Below are 25537 nucleotides of genomic sequence, written 5' to 3'. Positions count from 1 at the left end.
GGTTGAGAACGGATTAGGAATGAAGCGTTCCGCTGTCAACTCTGGGCGGTTAAGGTAGCCGCGGGCCACACCGGCGCCACCGATATAGATCTCACCGATAACGCCGAGAGGTACGGGTTCACCCTGTCCATTCAGAATATAGATTTGGGTATTGGCGATTGGGCGGCCAATAGGAACATTGTGAGTGAAACCATTCAGCTCATAGGCATCAAACGTGATGCAACCCACCACGGTTTCGGTTGGGCCGTACTCATTAACAATGCGTGATTCAGGAGAAAGTTCACGCCAAAGTGCTACGGTTGAACTAGAGAGAGGCTCTCCCCCCACAATGAAATAGTGCGCAGGACAAGTTTGTTTTGCCGTCAGCAATTCCTGACCAACCACAGCAAAATGGGTTGGGGTGATCTTGACCAGAGTAGTGGCATCCATAGATAACAGGGTGGGTATCAACTCGATCAATTCTTGTCCGTCGCGGAGCAATTGTATTCTACCGCCACAAAGCAGGGGCAGGTAAATACTGGTGACAGTCGCATCAAAGGCCATCGGTGATGACACAATACTGTTTAATCGATTTGCATTAGCATAGTGTCCAAGAGCCCACTGTAGGTAATTTCTGAATCCGCCATGCTCAACCATAACTCCTTTGGGTTGCCCGGTGGAACCTGAGGTATAAATCACATACGCCAGACTGTGTGAGGTCAATCCCAATGCCCGAACATCCGGGTTTTCTGCTAACGCTTTATCAAAAATAGATAGTTGTTGGACATCAAGCACTACAGTAGGCAGGCTGCTGTCCAGTGTTTCCCTCAGGGATGCTTGAGTAAGTAGTGCGACTGGCGCGGCATCATCCAGCATATAGGCCAGTCGTTCGGCCGGATAGGTTGGATCCAGTGGTACATAGGCGCCGCCAGCCTTGAGAATAGCCAATAACCCCACCACCATCTCTGGACTGCGTTCAGCACAGATAACCACCCGGTCATCGGGTTTTACCCCCAATGCAAGCAAGTCATGGGCTAGACAATTAGCATGGCAGTTAAGTTCCTTGTAGCTGAGAGCGCGTCCTTCGAACACCACAGCAATGGCGTCAGGAGTGCGTTCAGCCTGTTGTTCAAACAATTGGTGTACCAGTGCGTTTTGTGGAAAGTCAGCTTTGGTCGCATTGAAATCCATCAGCAATTGCTGACGCTCATTGGCGGACAAGATTGGCAGGCGACAAATAGGCTGCTGAGGGTCAGTAGCCAAGGTTTCGATTAGATTACCCATGACTGTGGTCAAGTAACCCGCTATTCGAGCGGGATCGATCTCCGCAACGCTTTGAACCAACAGACTAAAATTTTCACCTAGATCATCTACCGAGAGAGTGAGCGGATAGTTGTTACGTTCTATTGTGGTTAGCAAGCGGGTACCGTCCGAGACAATATTATCTATGTTTGATTGATTATGACGGTAGTTGAGTAAAGTGTTGAACAGCGGTAATGGCGGGGTAACACCACTACAGCGTTGGGCTAATGCTAGCGGAGCCTGCTCATGTTCCAACAGCATCGCTAGATCACGGTAGGTGGTCTGCACCATTTCTAATACACTGTGATTAGCAAGGGATACCCGCACCGGTAGGGTATTGATAAACATTCCCATGACTCGATCAGACCCAGCGTAACCTCGCAGGCGACCCAGCAGCACGGAACCGAAAACCACATCATCACGGCCGCTGGTCTGTGCTAATACTTGCGCCCAGGCAACATGGAATAGTACCCCTGCACTGACTCCTAAGTGGCGGGCCTGAGTACGGATCGCTCGCGCCAGAGTGCTGTCCAGCAATAAATGGGCTTCGGTAATATCGTGAGCACTATTCTGTACATTAAATAGACCAAATGGTGTCGTTGGTGTATCAATGTCGGCGAGTCGGGCACGAAAATAGTCTTCATGAACCGAAGACGGTACATTTAAGGTCTGGGCAATGAAGTTGCGGTATGGTAGCGGATTAGGCAGTTCGTCAGTGAGTCCTTGCAGTAATAGATGGATTTCACTGGCGACAAGTTCCAGTGTCATATGGTCACAGACCAAATGATGGTAACTCAGCGCCAGCAGCCACTCGTGACTGACCGGATCATGAGCGATATTGGCGCTCAGTAATGGTGCCTGACTTAGATCAAATCGGCGTTGATGTGGGTCGATGTGAGTCTGTAACTGTGCTTGCACATTGTCTGCTGAGATAGGCACGAAAGTCATCACTGGTAGCGAGGCTTGTCGCCAGACCACTTGTACGGGTTGAGTCAGTCCCTGCCAGCAGATAGCGGTACGCAGGATATCGTGGCGATCAATGACTTTTTGCAAAGCATCAAGGAAGGTATCAAGACGCTGACGGTTATCAAAAGCAATCAGACTATTTAACAGGTATGTATCGCCTTTCTCCTGTAGGCGGTGATGGAACAGTATGCCTTCCTGTAGCGGTGCGAGCGGATAGATATCTTGCACATTGGCCGGGCCGCCAACTACAGTTTTTGTAACCGTGTCGATTTCTGCTTGAGATAATGTTACTAAGGGCAACAAGTCGGGAGTAATAGCGGTGCAGTTTTTAGGAATACGGTTGGGCGGCGCAATAAAAACAGAGTTATCTTGATTTATCTGGATAGCCTGAGCCATGTCAGCAAGCACGGGTGCGGAAAAAACGCCGCGAACATCAAGCCGCCATCCATCATTACGCAGTCGTTCAATCAGGCTGACTGCCATCAGAGAATGACCACCGAGTTCAAAGAAATGATCTTGACGGCCAACACATTTCAATCCCAGCAAGTCTTGCCAAAGTTCCGCCAGTTTTGTTTCCCGTTCCCCACTGGGAGCTTCATAGCTACGCGTTATTACTGCTGATTGATCAGGTGCCGGTAGTGCTTTACGATCGAGTTTGCCGTTGAGAGTCAGCGGGAAAGTTTCCAATATCACGAATGCACTGGGCAGCATATATTCAGCTAATTGCAAAACAAGTTGCTGACGTAGTTCAGCCGAGACAAGCTTAATACCGGGCTGAGGCTGAATATAGGCAACCAGCCGTGTATTATTGGGGGTATCTTCACGAGCAATGACAATAGCCTCCCGCACTCCCGGACATTGAATGAGATGGGCTTCGATTTCACCCAGTTCAATGCGGAATCCACGTAATTTGATCTGAAAATCATTACGGCCGATGTACTCAATATTACCGTCAGGTAACCAGCGTCCAAGGTCACCGGTTTTGTACATGCGGGCATCAGGATCTGAGGTAAACGGATCAGTCAAGAAACGCTCGATAGTCAATTCAGGGCGGTTCAGATAACCCCGGGCCACCCCGGCGCCCGCAATATAAATTTCGCCGGTTACCCCAGAAGGCACGGGTTGGCCTTGTGTATCTAGAATATAGATTTGGGTATTGGCGATAGGGCGACCAATAGAGGGTTGTGGTAACGTGATATCAATCGGGCAGATAGTGGCATCTACCGTACATTCTGTTGGCCCGTATAGGTTAAAAAATCGGGAAGTCGTGATTTGTTGCAATTTGGACCAAACTAAAGGTGAAATGGCATCACCACCAATCAACACGAGCTTAGGCTGATAACCAGAAGAAGAGCCTAAACCAGCATTCAGTAACCATTGCAATTGGACTGGCGTGCAGTCGAAGACATCCACTGCCTGACTGGCAAAATATTGCCATAGCATGTCCCCATCTGGGCGCACGTTCTCAGGGACAATAACTAACGTGTGGCCTGACAACACTTGGATCCAATTTTGTACTGAAGCATCAAATACCAGACTGGCATTCACGGCTACACGATATGGCTGTTCTGTGTTATTCAATCTAGTATGAAGACCTAGTCCAGTATAAAGATTAATAACATTCCTGTGCGTTACCATGACTCCTTTAGGTTGCCCGGTAGAGCCGGAGGTATAAATCACATAAGCCAGATGGTTTGAGGTCAGTTTCTGGGCCTGAGTATTGGGATTTTCTGCCGATTTTTTATCAAAGGCGGACAAAACTGGGGCATCAAATACCACGGTAGGCAGATGGCTATTCAGTTTTTCAATGAGTGAAGACTGAGTCAGCAGAGCCACTGGTTCCACATCATCCAGCATATAGGTCAGTCGCTCAGACGGATAGGTCGGATCGAGGGGCACATAGGCGCCGCCAGCTTTGAGAATAGCCAGCAGCCCCACTATCATATCCAGACTACGTTCAACACAAATAACGACCCGCTCATCGGGCTGTACGCCTAAAGAAATCAGATAATGCGCTAAACGATTGGCCCGATGATTTAGTTCATTGTAGTTAATTGATTGTGTTTCAAATACCACGGCAATGGCATCAGGAGTGCGTTCAACCTGTTGCTCAAACAGCTGATGTATCAGTGCGTTTTGTGGAAAATCAACTTTGGTTGCGTTGAAATCCATCAATAATTGCTGACGTTCCCACGAAGGTAAGAGAGGAGCATTCCCAATCGGCCTATCTAAAGAAGTTATGGCGGCTTCTACTAATAGGGCTAAACGGGCCTGGAGGGCAACGACTTCTTCGTGATTCAGGTAATTCGTATTGTAATTGAATTCGACTGTGACAGGCTGGCTTACCTTTTCAAGATGGGTAAATGTGTATTGGTAGATAGCTATTGCAAGGGGGAACATTGCACCACGATGTGACGCTTTAAGCGTTGTGACAGCTTGTTGCATATTAAAATTGGTGTTGAACAACTCAAGTGACAGTGTGATATCAAAAAGTTGGGCACGTCCTGTTTTCTGTTTTATCTGTGTATGCTGGTTAATTTCTGTAATGGGTAGCCGCTGATACTTATAGCAACGACGTAACTCTGCTGCGACCTTGTGCATAACATCAAGGAAAGAGTCTTTAGAGTGAATAGTTACTCCAATAGGAATGACTGACGAAAATGTCCCTAGGGTACATTTCTGTTTCGCATTTTTGCGATTGTGCACTGGAATGCCAATAACAATCTCTTCTGTGTCTGTACTGCGTGCGAAATAGCAAGCCAGAACGGCATACATAAAATGGAGGATAGAGAATCCATGAGCGGCCACTGTATCTTCAATCTGTTGAAAAAGTGTTGCGTCCAGCTGCCAAAGAACGGGTTTTGCCGGCGAGTGAGTGACAGATGTGCTTGGATTTGAGGGCGGAATTAGGGCTGGAGGCAGTTTTTCATAGCGTTCCAGCCAAAATTGCAGGTCGCGCGCGTGTAATTTGGAGTCAAGATAGGTACGATCTTCGACAATAAAGTCAAGGTAGGAAGGAGCAACGTCTGCTAATGTATCCCCCTTGACCAAACGATTGTAATTATCTGCAAGATCTTTGATAACCAGCCTCAAACCCAGACCATCTGAGATCAAATGATGACAGCAAAATTGCCAGTACCAGCGTGTATCACTGACTCGCAGCAACTCAGAACGCCACAGCTCCCCATACAAATGGAACGGGCGTATAAAAGTAGCGTGCACTTGCTGTGTGGCTTGGGCTTCTGCATCAGCATATTGTGAAAAATCGTGCACAGATAAAGATACGGAGGAAGTATCGACGAGTTTTTGGCGAGGTAATCCGTGGGTATCCACAAGCCGTAAGCGCAATGTGTCATGGCGAGAAACAACGGCTTCAAGAGCCTGAGTGAACAATACTTCATCCAGATCTCCATCAATACAGACCAATGTACTGATGTTGTAATCGGGGGAGTCAGGATGAAGAATTTGGTCAAGCCAAATGACTTGTTGAGTAGAACTAAGTGATAGTTCATGAAAAGAAGTAAGAGGATTTTCTAATGATAGATTGTGGTTATGTGGCGTATTCATTTTATAATTCCAAAGTGTCAAGTCTTGAATCTCTATCAACCAAACATCGTTCTAATTTCTAATTGAGCACAACATTTGATAACAGACACTAATATAGTGATATGTTTATATGCTTAATTAAGATAAAAGAATGATATGGAAATAATTCGATTGATATTTTTCACGGAGATGGATAATTAAGTTTATTATTAAAACGTGATGAGACGGAATATCACTTGATATGAATCGCCCTGATTTTCCAACAAGTGATGAAACATAATTCCATCCTGCAACGGCGAAAGTCCATAAATATTCTGAACGTTCTGGAGCCCTCTCATTATCTAGTTGATACTTCGATCAATGTCAGATTGATTTATTTCAGTCAGTGGTAACATTTCTGGTGTAATGCGTTCGATATCCTCGGTAATTTGTTGCCAAAGTTTTTGCAGGAGAGTAGAAAACAGCGGGAAAACATCCAAATATTTAATTTCATCCATAATATATCCCATTGAAGGTTAGCTATTAATGATTTCGTATCATTATAGAACTTGAAGTGATTTTTTATTATTGCAGGAGGTAAACTAGCTTAAAATATTTTTCACTATCTTAAATACGTTCAAGATTGAATTTTTCAGTTTTAGCAAGTACAACATCGATATGTAAACTAAATTGTATGATTTTGTTATTTTCTGGATAAATTCTCTCCGCTTTTATGATTTCCTTTCTCTGTAAAAAAAGCCTATTTACGTTTTCATTAAAACTATTTCTTCTGTTTACTACTTTTCGTATTTTTAATTTTCTTTTCTAAGTTACTTCCCACGCTACCGCCCTCCTGGTTCTTTAGGATAAATCTTATCAATATTAAATTCGAAAAAATCAACACTATAATAAATTAAAAAATTATAGTAACTTATTAATATTGAATATATATCATGTCAATTAAAATTATAATGTTCTTTGATTTTAATACTGTTTTTCTCATTAAAATATTTCAAAACAAATAGATAAACTCAGTTTGTTGAATTGTTATTTTGGTTTAATTGTTGCGTATATTTATTTTTTAATTTTAACAAAATGTTAATTTTTGTTTTGTTGCGGTTAATATTGCAAACAACCAGTAAGCCGGAGGTTACTTCGGCTAGAAACGGGTCGAGTTAGCTTTTGATCCCCTCTGCCTAGGTAGCGTCCTTTTAACTTGTCATTCCAATGAAGGTGTCAGACCTTCCATTACCGCATTAAAATTATCTTTATCAAGCTTACATTGAGTATTCATGGCTCCTTTATATATGACAGGAAGTGCAAATTTACGTTAAACCACACCAAATCTGATTAAATAATCGAACAAGATGAAACAGACGAAGAGAACAATTAACGTCTATTTATAGCAATCTGATATGCTGTGACACATTTAATGATATTTAAAACCCACTGTGGTTCGGCTGGTAAATAAGTTCTCACGCATATTGATTTAATGCAACACTTTACTGGATTAAATATAATATCGAAAATATTTTAAATTAACTTAACTGTTTGTATTTAAAGGTTAAATTTAAAATATCGCATTGTAATTAAAGTGTTTTTTCGTACTTGTCTTATTTTTCAAAATATTATTTTTAGCAGTGAAATTCTGATTAGTCAGAAAAGCTAAAATATAGGTGTAATTAAAGGACTAATTATGATTTTCATCATGATTACCTGAAATAGTTATATTGATTATCGATTTGTTAGATTTTAAAGTGTCTATTGCAATCACAAACCATAAAGGAGATAAATTCAATAAGTAACAAATGCTCATTTGGCATACAGAGGAAAAACTTAACCACCTAGTTTAACAACCCTTTTTATTCTTTCAGCATAAACAGGGATACTTTGCATAAGAATAATCATAAGTTATATGAAATCTATGCAAAATATCCGCCCAGTAAAATTTGCCAATTAACACTGAGTTATTAAGTGGCTTATCAGAAACAACTAGAGCTCAGTATCTCTATACGCCTGATTAATAATGGCTTTTGCCATCCATTTAGTGATTTCAATAACCTGCTCGTCATCCATATTCCAAATATCTTTCATTACCAGAAAGACTTCAGAGCCATAAACCAGGGAAAAAGAACGAATGACATTTTCCAAAGTTTCCGGTGGAAAATGTCCTTTTAGTGGTTCAACCACCATTGCAAGGATCTCCTTACGATGCCCGCGTACCAGTTTCTTTTCCTGCTTATCCGCAGATAAATCGCGCCCATGAGCCCATTGCTGTAAAGAAACCAACAGAGCCGCCCGCAATGCACCTTCATGTTGAAACATTCGGGGATAGGCAAAATCCAACAGCTCCATAATCCGCTCTTCGGTTTTTTCACTGGAAGGCTTCCAAGTGAGAATTGGCCCAAGGCTGGCACCAACAATTGCGTCAATTAAATCGCTTTGGGTCGGAAAATAGCGGTATGCCGTTGCTCTGGAAACACCAGCATACTGCGCCAATTCGGAAACCGAAGGTATCGCTCTCTGCTCAAAAAGTTCCAGTGCAGCATTTATCAACATTGCATACGTTTTTTTCCGGGTTCCGGTAAAGTGAGGTTTAGTATTCGAATCCATCATTGCCACAACTCTTTCACAATAAAAATCTCTAGATAAAGCTTATGGTTAAAATTCTTTTTCGCTATCATCACTCTACTTAACTATCTACAAAATACCCAAATTGATTCGATTTATTTATGGATAAAATGAGATGACAGTCTCAATTTGGTAATATAATAGTGATACTAGAGTCTCATCTTGTCTATAATCTATCCATGATTAGTAGTCAGCACCAGGGAAATATTCATAATTATAATGAAAAAAAGCCAAGGCTATGTCTATATCGCCACTATTTTTGATACCAAGAGCGCAGAAATCTTCTACGTCAGGGATCTGATAGAACAAGCTGGCCTTGCCGTTCGTACTGTGGATTTAACTACTAAATCTAGCCCGCTCGAAAGAGGTGCGGACATCACTGCATTAACAGTAGCAGAGCATCATCCACAAGGCAAAGATGCCGTTTTCTGTGGTGATCGGGGGAAAGCGATTTCCGCAATGTCAGTCGCTTTTAATATTTTTTTATCAAGACAAACTGATGTTTTAGCAATTCTGGGTCTGGGGGGATCCTGCGGGACAGCACTGATTACACCGGCAATGCAATCTTTGCCTGTAGGTATACCAAAACTGATGGTTTCTACTATGGCCTCCGGTGATGTTTCTGGTTATGTCGGCGTCAGTGATATTGCCATGCTCTATTCAGTCACTGATGTATCCGGCCTTAACCGTATCTCCCGTCAGGTATTGAAAAATGCGGCTAACCAAATTGCAGGTGCAGTTTATTTCTACCAAGAGAACAATGTTGAAGATAAGCCAGCTATCGGTCTGACAATGTTTGGCGTCACAACACCTTGCATACAATTACTGACCAAAGAGTTGGATCAGCAGTATGACTGTCTGGTTTTCCATGCAACCGGCAGCGGCGGCAAAACAATGGAAAAACTGGCCGAAAGCCGTCTGCTGAATAGCTTGCTGGATATCACCACAACTGAAGTCTGTGATTATCTGTTTGGTGGTGTTTTGGCCTGTGATGCAGACCGTTTGGGGGCGATAGCCCGGACACAAATACCTTATATCGGCTCTTGCGGCGCGTTGGATATGGTAAATTTCGGGCATTTGAATACTATCCCGGAACGCTACAAATACCGGCAATTTTACCGCCACAATTCTCAGGTAACATTAATGCGCACCGTACCAGAAGAGAACCGTCAAATGGGGATTTGGATTGCTGAAAAGCTTAATCGGTGCGAAGGAAAAGTAAAATTTATTATTCCTGAAGGCGGTTTTTCCGCTCTGGACATTGACGGCGGCCCCTTCTGGAATCCTGATGCGACTCAGGCCTTTATCAACGCTTTTGAGTCTGCATTTATAGAAACGGAAAACAGACAACTAATTAAAAGCCCTCATCATGTGAATTCACCTGAATTCTGCCAACAGGTGATTAGCGAATACCAGCAGATGATAATGGCTTAAGTTGTGACTCAACATAAACAACCACTGAAGCAGGAGTAAGTATTAATGGGTCTGACCAGCAACGATAATACCGGTTCAGAAGTAGTACTGACACTGAAAGATTGTATACAACTAATTAATGACTAGGCAAACAGTTGTCAAAACAGTGCATTCTGATGCTATTGTTCTATTAGTCACAACTTCTTACGATACATCTGTCGAGAATGTTGTACTAAATAAAGCAGTCAGGTGCTCGTGTTCTAAAGGGAAGCCATAAGAACTTCCTGTTAATAACCTTGCTGTAAGATGTTGGGAGTTAACAAACTAAATTAAAACATAAATACACCTGTTTTGTTTTCTTCCTTTTCGGAGCTTATCTCCGTCAACACCAGGCTCCTGCGGCACCCACCGCAGGAGTTTTTTTATGAATAAACGGGTAGCAGATTAAAACTTGATAAGATATGAGCAGTGACATTCAACACGCCAAACAGCAAAATCAAGCCAATCATCGCATTGCCGCCCCAAACCCGGTAGGCAGGGCTGCCAAACCGTTTACGGGATGCTCTGGCGAGTAAAGCGGGAACGATAGCAGCCCAAACTGTCGCAGCAAGGCCAGCGAAGCCAATCGCATAAATAAAACCATTCGGGTAAATCATTCCACCAACCATTGGCGGAAGAAACGTCACCAGTGCAGTTTTAAAACGCCCCAGTTTGGTATCATCAAATTTGAACAAATCAGCCAAGTAATCGAACAGTCCCAGCGTGACACCAAGAAATGAGCTGGCAACAGCAAAGTTAGAAAAAAGGGTCAGTAATAAATTCAGTGTTGCACTATTTAAGCCGCCACTTAATGATTGGACTAGAATATCAATATTTCCCCCTTGCTCTGAAATTCTAATAAAATCTGACCGTGGAATATTTCCCATTGTTCCAATCAACCAAACTAGATAAAGAACTAATGCTATTAACGTTCCAATAAACAGACATTTCTTTATTTTTTGTGGTTCTTTTCCATAATATTTCATTAGACTAGGAACATTGCCATGACATCCAAAAGAAGCCAGACAGAAAGGTAAGGTTGCTAATACATAGGGCCAATAAGTCGGGTTAGTCTCAGCGGTATTAAATAAAACAGTAGATTCAACGTTATAAATCAAGCCACCAAAAGTCATAAAGAAAGTTAATATTTTTGCACCAAGAATAATAGAGGTTATCCGGCTGACCGCCTTCGTACTTAACCAGACAATAAATGCAACGGTAAAAGCAAACAAAAAACTGGCAAGTTGCGGCGAAAAATCTATCGACATTTCCTGCATGACATGCTGAATAATTGATCCGCTGGCAGAAATATAAGCATAAGTTAGTATATATAAAACAAAAGCAATTGTAATACCATTAATGATATTCCAGCCATTGCCTAAAAGATCTTTTGTTATAGTCCCGAAGCTTGAACCAATCCGATAATTAAGATTGGCTTCCAATATCATTAACCCTGAATGCAGCATGCAAAACCAGGTAAAAACCAAAGCAGTGATTGACCAGTAAAACCATGCTCCTGACATTACAACGGGTAAGGAAAACATACCTGCGCCAATAATCGTTCCGCCAATGATCATTGCACCGCCAAGTAAAGATGGAGATGATTTTTTTATTGGTAAAGTAGCCATGTGCGTGATCCTCGCGTGGCTTTATAATATACGAAATAAAATTTGGGATGCTTTCAGATAGAAGCACCCCGTTTTTTATTATTTAATTGGCTTTAATCTTGCAACAAAATGCCGTAATACTGAAGGCTCATAGGTAAATGTTAATCCTCTGATTTGAGTCGCTCTCTCTTTCAGGGAAATAAAAGATTCTGCAATATAATCCATATGATCATTGGTATATACCCGGCGAGGAATAGTTAAACGCAAAAGTTCCATTGGTGATTCTTTTTGCTTTCCGGTTTTCGGATCACGACCTAATAATAAAGAGCCAATTTCGACACTTCTTATTCCCGCATCCAGATACAGTTCATTATTCAATGCATGAGCAGGAAACTGCTCTCCTGGAATATGCGGTAATAATAATTTAGCATCAACGAATACAGCATGGCCGCCAGTTGGGTACTGAATAGGAATACCTGCATCTCTTAATCTGTTACCTAAATAAGCTACCTGATTAATACGATATGCCAGATAATCTTCATTCATACCCTCTTCAAGACCAATTGCCAGAGCCTCCATATCACGCCCGGCAAGACCACCGTAAGTGACAAACCCTTCCATTGGTACACAGCGGGTACGCACTTCGTTAAATAGATCTTCATCATCACGGAAACAGCAAAGACCACCGATATTGACCATCGGATCTTTTTTAGCTGACATTGTCAGCATATCACCATATTGATACATCTCCCTGACAATCTCTTTGACTGATTTATTTTCATAACCTTTTTCTCTTTGCTTAATAAACCAGGCATTTTCACAAAAACGGGCGGAATCAATCACCACAGGAATATCGTATTGTTTCGCAATCTCATACACAGACTTCATATTAGCGATAGAGACAGGTTGACCACCAGAACTATTACAAGTCACGGTTGTGATAATCGCCACAATATTATCAGCACCCTGTTCGGCAATCGTTTTTTTCAATTCATCAATATCAAAATCGCCTTTCCAGTCATAATACGTAGTTGTATCAAAGGCTTTTGGTGTAACAACGTTAATCGCTTTCGCACCATTTAATTCAATATGGGCAGCTGTGGTATCAAAATGGAAATTAGAAATAAAGACCGGATGTGTTGCACCTCCTTGCGCTTTTTTGCGGGCAATCAATGACGGGAATAAGATTTGTTCTGCGCCACGACCTTGATGAGTTGGAATAGTATACTGATAGCCAATCAGCGCATTAACTTTATCACATAAATGATAATAGTTTCGGGAACCCGCATAAGCCTCATCACCCATCATCATTCCCGCCCACTGGCGATTACTCATTGCACCGGTACCGGAATCTGTCAGTAAATCAATATAAACAGCATCACTTGGTAACAGGAATGGATTATATCCAGCCTCTTCTAATGCTTTTTCACGTTCCGCGCGCGTAGTCATACGGATATTTTCTACCATTTTAATACGGAAAGGTTCTGGAATACGTTTCATGAATATTTCATCCAATAATTGTTTATATTGCGTAATTTAGGAAAATTCCTGAAAAACACACAGAAATACGCTATAGTAAATTCAGTAATTAAAAATAAAGATTTAATTAGAGATGCAATTAGAGGAATTAATTAGGGAAATAGTTAGAAATACGGTGATCGACATTAAACCATGCCTGTATATTACAAGAACAAATAAGATGATAATGTAAAAATAGAGAAGTCATATAATGAATTTATTCCACGGTTAAAATCCGTCACTAAGATATAGATAATATTTAAATTATCTGTGACCAATCACGCAAAAAACAAAAATCATAAAAAATAGAATTTTATATACATTCAATTAAATCGATTATATACCTAATAAAAAACAGTTAATAAACATAGTATAAAAACCAATGAAAAAAATATAACAACACAATTAAACCAAATCAATAAAACGACACATTAAAATAATAAGAATATTTTTATAAAAATAAAAACCATGTAAAAAAAAGAAACCTCATCCTTCAAGACTGGTAAGGGAACAAAGCGTTTTTCCTACTAATGATTAATTTCTGCATTTCCTATATGGCAATTACTACGAAAAACAGAGCTGTTCATAGAGTGAAAAATACTTATATAATAGAACAAATATCGCAGAGCTGAAGAATAACGTATGAGCCAACATAAACCCTATTGGAATCGTATGGTTCCAGAACTCACCGTCACTGATTTTTCTCGATCTCTGGATTTCTATCAAAGAATCCTCGGTTTCCAATTACTTATTCGCCGAGATACCCCAGATTTCGCGTATCTAGAATTAGGAGAAGCACAGCTAATGCTTGAAGCACTACATGATGATGGCTGGAATACTGCTTCATTAAATTATCCTCTGGGAAGAGGTGTGAATTTTCAAATTGAAGTTGATGATTTAACTCTTCTACTTAACAACTTAAAAGCTAATGGCATAAAACTATACCGAGAAGTAAAAGACAATCATTACCGTGTTGATGAAGTACTGGCCTGCCAAAGAGAATTCCTGGTGCAAGATCCCGATGGCTATCTGCTACGTTTCAGCCAATTTATAGAAAACATAAACAATATAAACAATATATCAATAAACACATTCCTTGTTATGGATTAATTATATTGAAGTTTAATGAATCGTTCTAATTACTTAAATCTAAAACAGACTAATTTAGAGTTTAATTTATTTATAAAAAACCGCCCTTATTAAAGGGCGGAATAGAAATAGAATTCTGTATAGCACAATAGCTGCGCTATCTGAAAATCAATTAACTCAAGCCTAGATTAATTATTTGTTCTTAAATACAACAGGGGTTGATTGATCAGGAGTAAAATTATTAGGAAGATCAGAACCAATAAGACATGTCGTAGTGTGGGATGAAAAAATAACACATTTTATTGCACATATGGGGAAATGTGGCTTTAATACACAAGCATAGGTAGATGCAGAAAAAGTAGAAAAAAAAGTCAACATCAAAATTGTCATTATTAACCGATGCTATAATCTATTTATCATCATATCATCTCGTTAAATGGTATATTTTTATTTCCATATATTTTACTCCTGCACCTGATCATAGAACAAGATTTAACCAAATGAGTTCTTTTATCTTTTCGTTGATGAAATGTTTAAGTTTTAGTGAAGAAGTAAAATTATTTAGATAAATTAAACTTTAAATATCATCCAAACACAAAAGTATAGGCATTATTTTGGTGGGGTATCCCAAACATAAAAAACAATAATTCCTAACTGTACTAATCTATATATTAGCGTTAATTATATGAAAAAATTACCAGAACAATTAAATAAAACATGTGGAATTTTCTACTCCCTCTATTATCAGATAATAATCTACTTGATATAGCTCCGAAATTATTTACCTTTTTATTCTTATCCTTTCTCTGTTAACAGATGAATAAACCATGTACAATGCATGAATATTTTCTGAGTACGCCGCATCTCAAGAAATTATTTATTTTACCTTTTTTAATAAGCAGGTTTTTCAAATGCATCAAACTGATGTTACGGAGCGTTCGCTCTTTTCTCTAAGCTGGCCGATTTTTATTGATATTCTCCTCCATCTGGCCACTTTATTAATTAACACCTATATGGTGAGCCATGTTTCTACTTCTTACCTGGCTGCTATGGCTGTAGGTAATCAGGTCTTTGACCTGTTTATCACTATTTTCAGCTTTATCAGTGTCGGTTGCAGTGTTGTTATTGCGCAATACATTGGCGCCGGCAAACAGGATAAGGCCAGTCAGGCGATCCATATTGCTATCGCATTCAACTTTTTACTTGGGTTTAGTTGTGCGCTGATTACCATCTTTTTCGGCTATAAGCTCTTGCATATCATGAATATGCCAGAACACCTGATGAAAGATGGTTTCGGCTATCTGCATATTCTGGGGATCTGTCTGATCCCGGAAGCCATTTCGATTATCCTGGCGACTTGTTTGCGGGTTTATGGAAAATCCAAGCCGGCGATGTATGTTACGCTGATTGCTAACTTGTTGACGGTGCTGGGTAATATGATCGTCCTGTATGGTTTCTTCGGATTACCTCAATATGGTCTGGAAGGTGTTGCCTGGTCTACCGTTTTTGGCCGGATTGTCGCCGTTATCCTGTTATTCTGTCTGTTAAGCTATGGCCTGCGGATTAAATTTAAACTGACAGGTTTCCTGCTTTGGTCAAGAAGTATATTGGGCAAAATTTTACATATTGGCTTACCCGCTGCGGGCGAAAACATGGTGTGGGTCCTGCAATATATGGCTGCCATAGCATTTATTGGATTGATGGGCGAAATTCCACTGGCAGCACAAACACTTTATTTCCAGCTATCACTATTTGTCATGTTGTTTGGTATTGCCACCAGCATTGGTAACGAAATTATGGTTGGTCATCTGGTCGGCGCTAAACGGTTTGAAGATGCTTATATTCGTGGCTTTAATAGCCTGAAAATTGGCTGTATCGTGACCGTGGGTGTTGTCGCTGCCTTCTGGCTGTTCAGAGTACCAATTCTGCATTTTCTGACGCAAGATGAATCCATCATCAAACTACTGTTGCCGCTATTCTTGCTGTCTGTTTTTATGGAACCAGTCCGTACCGCCAATATCATTATGGTGAACGCATTGCGCGCTTCCGGTGATGCCCGTTTCCCGCTATATACTGCAATGTTCTTTATGTGGTGTGTTGCTATTCCAGTAGGGTATTTCCTTGGCATCAAGATGGAAATGGGGATCCTAGGTATTTGGATCGGTTTCTTCTGTGATGAATGGCTGCGTGGATTAGTTAATACTTGGCGTTGGAAATCTAAAAAATGGCAAACAAAGCGATTAGATCTTTAATCAACAGATTGTTGATGATTGAGATAGCCGCCTAATCTCGACACAGGGGTTCCCTTCATTGGTAACCCCTGTTTATCCTTTAACCGAACTTATTTACAGATTTATGTTAAAGAAACACGGATGTTTTTGGAAAACAACTTAAATAAAAATATAATAATGAGCAGGATGTTATACCTGTCCACCATTACCATTCACTTTAATCAGAGATTAATGCTTTTCTTTACCATAATGCTCAGAACGGGGACCATAAAGCAAATTGCGGTTACCGCCGGCTGTCAGTAAACGATGACTTGTAATACCGGCAATCTCATGGCCTTTATCCGTAATGGTATTCGCAATTTGTGAAATGACCGCAGATACCAAGATTCCAATAAGACTACTATTCGAGTTATTTTGATTTTCAGTCGATGAGGCAATTGCCTGACCATTCCACAGTTGTTTACCACTGCGTAGATCCACCAGTTTAGCGGAAGCCGTTACACGGGTATCGCTGTTGATAACCTGATACTGCGTGCCGTACTCTTCAATATCCAGATAGAGCGCGGAATCTGCACCGAAAATATCATGCAGTTTTTTATAACTGATATTCTGAACATCCTGCGCCACTGTCACGCCATTTTGCTGAAATGTCTCTTCCACCACAGCAACCGGAAAAACATAATAGCCCGATTCCGCCAATGGATAAGTCACTTGAGAAATCAGGCTGTGACCTGCTTTTACTTCTACAGATTTATTCACTGCCGGCAAAACTAGAATGGATTTTGGTTTGCTCTCTTTAAATGCAGTGTAGTCATAAGGCGTAGTCTTGGCACATCCTGTCAGCACAAGCGCAGCTAATAAACTTAATGCTACGAGAATACGGTTCATTGCATAGTTCCTTTATTTTTACTTAATAAAAAGTCCATAAATGGCGCTGATTCAGGAAACAGTTTTTTCTCTGTTTCAAACTGATGGAACGCTTCTGAAACACGGCCAGTTTTGCTATACAGCAAACCCATCTGTGCATGCAACCCAGGCGGTACAGGTTTATCTTTCGCTTTCGCTTTTTCAATCACTTTCTGCAAAGCCTGTAACTGCTCTTCAAACCCCATCTTATCCTGTTGATAATACTGATAAACTGTAGGTTCGTACTTATCCCATTCATAAATCGTTTTTGGCTGAACCGCGCAACCAGCCAGGGCCATCGCTGCCAGCAATAAACCCGCTTTTTTCATTAATACCATGAGAATATATCCCTATATTTCTTAGTTAGAAGGTTTCCATGCACCAGTTTCAATATTTTCAACCAGGCTGTTTACTGCTTCACGAATTGCCAGATCCAACACTTTACCATTCAGTGTGGAATCATAGCTGGCAGTCCCACCAAAGCCGATAATTTCACGGTTGGATAATTTATATTCACCTGCGCCTGCCACAGAGAAAACCACTTCAGAAGTTTCCACATTCACCACATTCAACATGACTTTAGAATAAGCCACTTGTGATTTACCGCGCCCCAACAAGCCCCATAACTGATGATCGCCGACTTCTTTACGGCCAAATTCAGTCACATCGCCGGTAATAACGTAGCTAGCCCCTTTCAGCTTCTGTGATTTACCCTGTAAACCCGCTTCCGCTTTCAGTTCCGCCATGTTGGTACGTTCCAGAACGGTAAAGCGCCCAGTCTGCTGTAAATGTGTGATTAAAATCGTTTTAGATTGATTGCCGAGACGATCAACGCCATCAGAGAAAATCCCATTTTGATAACTGGAACGGTTTTCAAATTTACCGATAGCAATTGGACTACGAACACCTTGATATACGGTGTTATAAGAATTGACTTTTTGCACCTGAACGGTATTGGAAGACTCAGTTGCACACCCTGATAATATTGCCGAAGCCAAACAAATTGAAGATAAGATCAACTTACTCTGCATAAAACCTATTCCTAAAAAATGATTAGTCTATCCACCTAAAATACAAAAACAGGCAGATGACACATTCCATTAAAGATTTATTTACATCAAAAATTATTATGAATAAACCTGAGCTGTGTGACCAGAATTTTATGCTAAAAAGATAAAAAACCATTTATTACATCACACTTTTATTATTAAATTTTATTTCCCTAGAGGATTAAATTACATTAACTTAAATTATTCTTTAAATATTTTATTAATATTTATACTGTTAATGGAATTATTGGCATTTGATATCAAAAACATCTATTTGTAGATGGTTGAATATCGCTCAAAAATAATAAATTAATTAAGTTAAACAAGTAAATCGGCCATATTTCTGTATATAGCAAACATAATGGAGAAAAACATGAATATTGTTGATCGTTTTATTTTTTATACCAAAATCAATACCACCTATTTCGTTCCGACGATCGCATTTTTTGGTCACCTTGATACCAGTGCCGAGCTGACCAATGATACTAAGGCTCAAGTCTTACCCTATAACGGTGGAGATCTATGCCTGAACAACGAGCTGAATATTTACCTGCGCCAAAGTGAATTCCCTGAGTTAGCAATTGCCCCGTAAACCGTCGCCCAATCGGGAGGCGATATAAGGGGAGCTAACCCGGGGTTTCCTGCGATCTGACATAGGTTTTCAACGTTTTAATCGTTGCGCCGCCTGCACTACATGCAAAATAAGATCGTGACCATAGTGCACTGGTTTTTGACTGACGAGATAAATGCGTATTTAAAATTCTGACATGGCGGCTGCGGATAAAAAAACCTCTCGGATTTGTTGGATCATCGTTCCATTGAAAAGAGCCATTAAAGTCTGCCTTTATCCCACTGTTGAACAGGCTGAATTTCTAAATGCCCAGTTCGGCGCAGTGCGTTGCGTCTTTAACAAAGCGCTCCATATCAGCCGCCACATGTACCAGCGCCACGGATTATCGCTAAATCCGAAACGCGACTTAAAGCCGTTACTGGCGAAAGCGAAAAAATCTCGCCGTTATCACTGGCTAAAAGACTGAGAAGTGGGAAGCCTCGCCGTTTTTTACGGCGGGGAGCAGTCACCAACATAATACGCTTTATGATACTATGGATAATGATAACCTCAGGTAGTTTATAACTCATCAATGCAATGGGTTCTCCACGATACCCAGGAGTGTTTTGAATGAAAAACGAGCCGGGCTATGAAAGCAATTTCGCCTGATTCGTCAAGGCGTTGTTGCATCAGAAGTAAAGCAATGTCGTCATTCAAAAAATAAGGGGAAGACCGATGCAAGTTAGCAGAAGAGCTTTCTTCAAGATCTGCGCAGGTGGTATGGCGGGAACAACAGTTGCCGCGCTGGGATTTGCTCCAGCCATTGCGTTGGCTGAAACTCGTCAGTACAAATTACTGCGCTCGCGTGAAATTCGTAATAACTGCACTTATTGTTCCGTTGGCTGTGGCATTCTGATGTACAGCTTGGGTGATGGTGCGAAAAACGCCAAAGAAAGTATTTTTCATATCGAAGGTGATCCGGATCATCCGGTCAGTCGGGGTTCTCTGTGCCCGAAAGGGGCCGGAGTGCTCGATTATATTCGCAGTAAAAACCGCCTTCATTATCCCGAATACCGCGCTCCGGGTTCTGATAAATGGCAACGTATCAGTTGGGATCAAGCGATTGAACGTATTGCCCGTCTGATGAAAGATGACCGTGATGCCAACTTTGTTGAGAAGAATGAAAACAATGTCACTGTCAACCGTTGGCTGACGACAGGTATGCTCTGCTCCTCCGCTGCCAGTAACGAAACCGGTATTCTCGATCAGAAATTCACCCGTGCGATGGGCATGATCGCCATTGATTGTCAGGCGCGCCTCTGCCACGGCCCGACGGTATCGGCCTTGGGGCCGACATTTGGTCGTGGTGCTATGACCAACAACTGGGTCGATATCAAAAATGCTAACGTTGTTTTGATCATGGGCGGAAACGCCGCTGAAGCGCACCCAGTAGGTTTTAAATGGGTGATTGAAGCAAAAATCAAAAACAATGCTCAAGTGATTGTGGTTGATCCGCGTTTCAATCGCAGTGCCGCTGTAGCTGATTTTTACGCGCCGATCCGTGCTGGCTCAGATACCGCGTTCTTACTGGGTGTGATCCGTTATTTGATGCTCAACAACAAAATTCAGTCTGAGTATGTTAAGGCTTACACCAATGCGGGTTTGATTATTCGTGAAGATTATCAGTTTACAGACGGTTTATTTAGCGGCTTTGATCAAGCCACCAAAAGCTATGACAGATCTTCATGGCATTACGAAACCGATGAACAGGGTTATGCCAAACGGGATGACACCTTATCTCATCCACGCTGTGTATGGAACTTGCTGAAAAATCACGTTGAACGTTATACCCCGGAACAGGTTTCTAATCTGTGTGGGACTTCAAAAGAGGATTTCCTCTATATCTGTTCTCACCTGGCAAGTACCTCGGTCACTAACCGCACTGCAACCATTCTCTATGCACTGGGCTGGACTCACCACACCGGTGGCGCTCAGATTATTCGTGCCGCTGCAATGGTTCAGTTACTGTTAGGTAACGTGGGAATGCCGGGCGGCGGTGTTAACGCATTACGCGGTCACTCCAATATTCAGGGCTATAGTGACCTTGGTTTGTTGTCGCTTAACCTGCCTGGTTATCTGCCTCTGCCGAGTGAAAAACAGGAGAGCCTGGCAACCTATCTGGCGCAAACCACACCGAAAACCCTGGTACCAAATCAGGTTAATTACTGGAAAAATACACCAAACTTCTTTATCAGCTTGTTAAAAGGTTTCTGGGGCGAACACGCCACAGCAGAAAATGACTGGGGTTACGACTGGCTGCCTAAATGGGATAAAAGCTACGATATTCTGACTCAGGCCGAATTAATGACTCAAGGCAAAATGAACGGCTACATTGTTCAGGGTTTTAATCCGCTGGCGGCATTCCCGGATAAAAATAAATCAAGCAGAGCGCTATCAAAACTGAAATATCTGGTGGTGATCGATCCACTGGTCACAGAATCATCTAACTTTTGGCAGCACCACGGTGAGATGAATGATGTGAATCCGGCTGATATTCAAACCGAAGTTTTCCGCCTGCCCTCTTCTTGTTTTGCCGAGGAAAACGGATCGATTGCTAACTCAGGCCGCTGGCTGCAATGGCACTGGGCAGGTGCTCATCCACCGGGAGAAGCCCTGCACGACGGTAAAATTCTTGGCAAACTGCTGATGCGTCTGCGTGAGCTCTACCGTGAAGAAGGTGGCGCTTATGCCGATCCTATTATGAATCTGTCGTGGGATTACCAAAATCCTGAAGATCCGACTCCGGAAGAGATTGCTCGTGAAGCTAACGGTAAAGCATTAGCGGATATTAAAGACGAAAACGGCAATATCATGCTGAAAAAAGGTCAGCAACTTTCCGGTTTCTCTCAACTGAAAGATGATGGTTCCACATCCAGTTTCTGTTGGGTCTACACCGGTTGCTGGACCGAACAAGGCAATCAGATGGCCCGCCGTGATAACTCAGATCCATCCGGTTTGGGCTGTACTCCGGGCTGGGCGTGGTCATGGCCGCAAAACCGCCGGGTGCTCTACAACCGTGCATCGGTTGATCCACAAGGCAAGCCGTGGGATCCGAACCGTGAGCTGATCAAATGGGATGGCAGCAAATGGCGTGGCTTTGATGTTGTTGATTACAACAATGCCGCGCCGGGAACTCATGTCGGGCCGTTTATCATGCAGCCAGAAGGGGTAGCGCGCCTGTTTTCCATTGATAAAATGGCTGACGGGCCATTCCCTGAACATTACGAGCCGATTGAATCACCTATCGGCACTAATCCACTCCATCCGAATGTGATCTCCAACCCGGTTGCCCGCATCTTTCATGCTGATGTTGCTTATATGGGAGAAGCCAATGAATTCCCTTATGTCGCAACAACTTATTCCATTACCGAACTGTTCCGTCACTGGACAAAACACGCTCAGCTTAATGCTGTGGTTCAGCCCGAACAATTTATTGAAATCGGTGAAAAGCTGGCGGCAGAAAAAGGCATTATTCAGGGAGATGAAGTCAAAGTTTCTTCCAAACGCGGTTTTATTAAAGCCAAAGCGGTTGTCACCAAACGAATTCAGCAATTGACCATTAACGGTAAGCAAGTTGAAACCATTGGTATTCCTTGCCATTGGGGTTTCACTGGGGCTGCCCGGAAAGGTTTTCTGGCAAACACTCTCACACCTTCCGTGGGTGATGCCAACGCGTATACACCAGAATACAAAGCGTTTCTGGTGAATGTGGAAAAGGTCTAACAGGAGCGAATTATGGCAATGCAATCTCAAGACATTATTCGTAAATCCGCCACCCATTCCTTTACCCCGGCACCTCGTGTGCGTGATCATCAGGAAGAAGTGGCAAAATTGATCGATGTCACCACCTGTATTGGCTGTAAAGCCTGTCAGGTGGCCTGTTCAGAATGGAACGATATCCGTGACGAAGTGGGTTTTAACGTCGGTGTTTATGATAACCCAGCCGATCTGACCGCTAAATCATGGACCGTGATGCGGTTCTCTGAAGTGGAAGAGCACGGCAAACTGGAGTGGCTTATCCGCAAAGATGGCTGTATGCACTGCGCTGATCCGGGCTGCTTGAAAGCATGTCCGTCAGAAGGTGCGATTATCCAGTATGCGAACGGCATTGTGGACTTCCAGTCAGAACACTGTATCGGTTGTGGTTATTGTATCGCGGGTTGTCCGTTCAACGTGCCGCGGATCAATAAAGAAGACAACCGGGTATATAAATGTACCCTGTGTGTTGACCGTGTTAGTGTCGGCCAGGAACCTGCTTGTGTGAAAACTTGCCCTACCGGGGCAATCCACTTCGGCACCAAAGACGATATGAAAAATCTGGCGTCCGAACGGGTAACTGAACTGCAAGGCCGTGGTTATCAGAACGCGGGGTTATACGATCCCGCAGGTGTTGGTGGCACGCACGTTATGTACGTCCTGCATCATGCGGATAAACCGCAGCTTTATCACGGCTTGCCGGATAATCCGACCATCAGCCCAACCGTGACTTTCTGGAAAGGTATCTGGAAACCACTGGCAGCGGTGGGCTTTGCCGCGACATTTGCCGCCAGCCTCTTCCACTATGTCGGCATTGGTCCAAATCGCACCAGCGAAGAAGACGAAGAACATGCTCGTCAGGATGATGAGTCACCGGCAAAATCAGCTAATCGGGAGGCGTTGTGATGAAAAAGAAAGATACGATTCTCCGCCACTCACCGATTGAGCGGGTGAATCACTGGTCAGTGGTGCTCTGTTTTTTGTTCACTGCTATCAGTGGGTTGGGGTTCTTCTTCCCATCCTTTAACTGGTTGATGAATATTTTCGGCACACCTCAGTTAGCGCGGATATTACACCCGTTTATTGGATCAATGATGTTTTTCTTGTTTATCTTTATGTTTTTCAGATATTTCAAACATAACTTTATCGACAAAGAAGACATTGTCTGGTTGAAAAACATCCATAAGGTCCTGAGAAATGAGGAATCCGGCGATATCGGCCAATATAATCTGGGTCAAAAAGGCATTTATTGGTCTATCAGTGGTTGCCTGATCTTACTGGCTATCAGCGGTGTGATTATCTGGCGTCCCTATTTTGCCGACTTTTTTTCTATCCCGCTGATCCGGCTTGCACTTCTGGTGCACTCTCTGGCCGGAGTTGGTCTGATCCTGCTGATTATGATACATGCCTATGCCGCATTTTGGGTAAAAGGCTCTATTCGATCGATGGTGGAAGGCTGGGTAACCCGCGGCTGGGCAAAGAAACATCATCCTCGCTGGTATAGAGAAATTCGTCAAAAAGAGCAGCAGGAAGAGAAAAACTCCTAGCCCATTTTCCTGCTGAATTTACCTGAACCATGCCATATGAAATAACTGATAGAGATATTCCGGCATGGTTCTTTATTTGCAATAATAACCGATATTGGTAGTGAAATATTTTGATATTTTATATTTAATTGATATAAATCATTATGTTATTCTGTTGTCCCTGTTTAAACTATCTAATGTGAAAATCGTTTACAATTATTTTTATAATTGTTGGTTTTCTTACTAAATTTTCTTCTTTTCTCTGTTTGTGACAGAATAAACAGAAATTAAAATTAGTTAATTGCAATACTTCACTATGATCTATCAATTTATGTCATTAAAAAGTAATTTCTATTTTTCACTTATACCTGATCGATTATTCTGTAACGCGAAAATGTTATCCCATTACCTTCTTACTGACGAATCAATCTGCATAGTGAAATACACTAACTAACCTCAGCTCTGCTTAAGAACAGAGATTTCAGAAGCACGTAGATTCAGACTCGGTCTTATCGCTTGGAATGTAAATGTGCCGCTTCTATGCGTTTCGTGCATTGACTCAAGCATTTTTATGCCGATAACGTATCAATAGTAAGTTTGTCAGACATTTGTTCAAGCTCAGTCCGGTGATTTTCATCACTGTTTCGGGTCGACACTCGCACTTCGGTGACTGTTCTGACAGTCACCGTAAGATCCTCTTTTAACATGAATCATTGAATACTGATTAAAAACTCTCAGCACGAGTTAGTGGCGTATTTGCTCAAGTTCGTTCTGGCTCAACCCGGTCGTTTTCATTATCGTTTCACGGTCGATACCCATGTCGAGCATCGCACACGCGATTTTCAGGATCCCCCGTTTTTCGCCTTTATTCAATCCTTCTTGGAGTCCTTCCTGGTGTCCTTCCTGACTCCCTTCAATAAACCCTTTCTGGTGCCCCTTCTGCTCCAGTTTCTGCGCTATTGTCATCAGTACCTCCTCATACCTCGGGGACTGTTCTGACAGTCGTCGCAACATCCTCTTTTAACACGGATCGTTGAATGTTGATTAAAAACTCTCAACATGAGTTAGTGGCGTATTTGCTCAAGTTCGTTCTGGCTCAACCCGGTCGTTTTCATTATCGTTTCACGATCGATACCCATGTCCATCATCGCCCACGCGACTTTCAGAATTCCCCGTTTTTCGCCTTCCTGCAATCCTTCCTGACGTCCTTCCTGACGCCCTTCCTGACGTGCTTTATGTTCCAATCTTTGCGCTATTGTCATCAGTACCTCCTCATACTTCGGGGACTGTTCTGCCAGTCGCCGGATAAAACCCTCTGGATCGGCGGTATCTCCCGCTTGTAATAAGTAGTTTAGCACGCTTTTTAACTGCTCATCCGTATAGTAATCAT

At 42.1% G+C, this 25537-nt stretch carries 16 protein-coding genes and 4 pseudogenes; 8 read left to right on the top strand and 12 right to left on the bottom strand.

Annotated elements, in window-relative coordinates:
- The 3 genes from ABR397_RS19995 to ABR397_RS19985 form a co-directional block, all read right to left on the bottom strand.
- A partial coding sequence (locus ABR397_RS19995) for an amino acid adenylation domain-containing protein (RefSeq protein ID WP_350307270.1) occupies positions 1–5814 on the bottom strand: 5814 nt, incomplete at its 3' end.
- 320 nt (positions 5815–6134) lie between these two features.
- On the bottom strand, positions 6135–6290 hold the full coding sequence (locus ABR397_RS19990) for a hypothetical protein (protein WP_350307269.1): 156 nt from the start codon (positions 6288–6290) through the stop codon (positions 6135–6137).
- Positions 6291–7764: 1474 nt separating this feature from the next.
- Positions 7765–8388: a TetR/AcrR family transcriptional regulator gene (locus tag ABR397_RS19985; protein ID WP_350307268.1), complete on the bottom strand. Its 624-nt coding sequence runs from the start codon at positions 8386–8388 to the stop codon at positions 7765–7767.
- A 234-nt stretch (positions 8389–8622) separates the two neighbouring features.
- On the opposite strand from ABR397_RS19985, the gene ABR397_RS19980 reads away from it, so the two are divergent.
- Positions 8623–9837 (top strand): Tm-1-like ATP-binding domain-containing protein, encoded by a 1215-nt coding sequence (locus ABR397_RS19980; protein WP_350307267.1) that lies wholly within the window; start codon positions 8623–8625, stop codon positions 9835–9837.
- A 401-nt stretch (positions 9838–10238) separates the two neighbouring features.
- On the opposite strand, the gene mtr is transcribed toward ABR397_RS19980, so the two are convergent.
- The 3 genes from mtr to tnaC all read right to left on the bottom strand — a co-directional run bounded on the left by mtr (position 10239) and on the right by tnaC (position 13188).
- Positions 10239–11483, bottom strand: coding sequence for a tryptophan permease (gene mtr / locus ABR397_RS19975; RefSeq protein ID WP_350307266.1), 1245 nt, complete (start codon positions 11481–11483; stop codon positions 10239–10241).
- A gap of 78 nt (positions 11484–11561) precedes the next feature.
- Positions 11562–12962, bottom strand: coding sequence for a tryptophanase (gene tnaA / locus ABR397_RS19970; RefSeq protein ID WP_350307265.1), 1401 nt, complete (start codon positions 12960–12962; stop codon positions 11562–11564).
- Between the two features lie 127 nt (positions 12963–13089).
- The gene (gene tnaC, locus ABR397_RS19965; RefSeq protein ID WP_350307264.1) at positions 13090–13188 is read right to left on the bottom strand and encodes a tryptophanase leader peptide; all 99 of its coding nucleotides are present in this window, start codon (positions 13186–13188) and stop codon (positions 13090–13092) included.
- A gap of 434 nt (positions 13189–13622) precedes the next feature.
- Here tnaC and ABR397_RS19960 point away from each other — a divergent pair, with 434 nt between their 5' ends.
- Positions 13623–14090, top strand: a complete 468-nt coding sequence (locus ABR397_RS19960; protein ID WP_350307263.1) for a bleomycin resistance protein — start codon at positions 13623–13625, stop codon at positions 14088–14090.
- Positions 14091–14980: 890 nt separating this feature from the next.
- Positions 14981–16321: an MATE family efflux transporter gene (locus tag ABR397_RS19955; protein ID WP_350307262.1), complete on the top strand. Its 1341-nt coding sequence runs from the start codon at positions 14981–14983 to the stop codon at positions 16319–16321.
- 207 nt (positions 16322–16528) lie between these two features.
- On the opposite strand, the gene ABR397_RS19950 is transcribed toward ABR397_RS19955, so the two are convergent.
- The 3 genes from ABR397_RS19950 to ABR397_RS19940 are packed head-to-tail and all read right to left on the bottom strand — an operon-like array spanning position 16529 to position 18237.
- The gene (locus ABR397_RS19950; RefSeq protein ID WP_350307261.1) at positions 16529–17188 is read right to left on the bottom strand and encodes a DUF799 domain-containing protein; all 660 of its coding nucleotides are present in this window, start codon (positions 17186–17188) and stop codon (positions 16529–16531) included.
- On the bottom strand, positions 17185–17544 hold the full coding sequence (locus ABR397_RS19945) for a DUF4810 domain-containing protein (protein WP_350307260.1): 360 nt from the start codon (positions 17542–17544) through the stop codon (positions 17185–17187). The genes ABR397_RS19950 and ABR397_RS19945 overlap by 4 nt, the downstream gene beginning before the upstream one ends.
- 21 nt (positions 17545–17565) lie before the next feature.
- Positions 17566–18237, bottom strand: coding sequence for a CsgG/HfaB family protein (locus ABR397_RS19940; RefSeq protein WP_350307259.1), 672 nt, complete (start codon positions 18235–18237; stop codon positions 17566–17568).
- Between the two features lie 391 nt (positions 18238–18628).
- Between ABR397_RS19940 and ABR397_RS19935 the strand changes: the two are divergent.
- Positions 18629–18832 (top strand): annotated as a pseudogene (locus ABR397_RS19935) (peptidase T); the annotation flags it as partial.
- Positions 18833–18881: 49 nt separating this feature from the next.
- On the opposite strand, the pseudogene ABR397_RS19930 reads toward ABR397_RS19935, so the two are convergent.
- A pseudogene (locus tag ABR397_RS19930) lies at positions 18882–19037 on the bottom strand (transposase); the annotation flags it as partial.
- 36 nt (positions 19038–19073) lie between these two features.
- Here ABR397_RS19930 and ABR397_RS19925 point away from each other — a divergent pair.
- From ABR397_RS19925 to fdoI, 4 genes and pseudogenes are all read left to right on the top strand, one after another.
- Positions 19074–19289: pseudogene (locus ABR397_RS19925) on the top strand (helix-turn-helix domain-containing protein); the annotation flags it as partial.
- Positions 19290–19540: 251 nt separating this feature from the next.
- Positions 19541–22588 carry a formate dehydrogenase-N subunit alpha gene (fdnG, locus tag ABR397_RS19920; protein ID WP_350307258.1) on the top strand — a complete coding sequence of 1016 codons (3048 nt, stop codon included), beginning with the start codon at positions 19541–19543 and terminating at the stop codon, positions 22586–22588.
- Positions 22589–22600: 12 nt separating this feature from the next.
- Positions 22601–23527, top strand: coding sequence for a formate dehydrogenase subunit beta (fdxH, locus tag ABR397_RS19915; protein WP_350307257.1), 927 nt, complete (start codon positions 22601–22603; stop codon positions 23525–23527).
- A complete protein-coding gene (gene fdoI, locus ABR397_RS19910) occupies positions 23527–24168 on the top strand; it encodes a formate dehydrogenase cytochrome b556 subunit (RefSeq protein WP_350307256.1) in 642 nt (213 codons plus the stop codon). The genes fdxH and fdoI overlap by 1 nt, the downstream gene beginning before the upstream one ends.
- 723 nt (positions 24169–24891) lie before the next feature.
- Here the strand turns inward: fdoI and ABR397_RS19905 are convergent.
- A pseudogene (locus ABR397_RS19905) lies at positions 24892–25158 on the bottom strand (ISNCY family transposase); the annotation flags it as partial.
- Positions 25159–25211: 53 nt separating this feature from the next.
- On the bottom strand, positions 25212–25537 hold a 326-nt coding region (locus ABR397_RS19900; protein ID WP_350307255.1), incomplete at its 5' end, for an Rpn family recombination-promoting nuclease/putative transposase.

It is taken from the genome of Photorhabdus viridis (assembly GCF_040256935.1).
In the GTDB taxonomy this organism is placed as follows: domain Bacteria; phylum Pseudomonadota; class Gammaproteobacteria; order Enterobacterales; family Enterobacteriaceae; genus Photorhabdus; species Photorhabdus viridis.
Note: the sequence above shows the minus strand (reverse complement) of the source record. Positions and strands in the feature narration are given on the sequence as shown.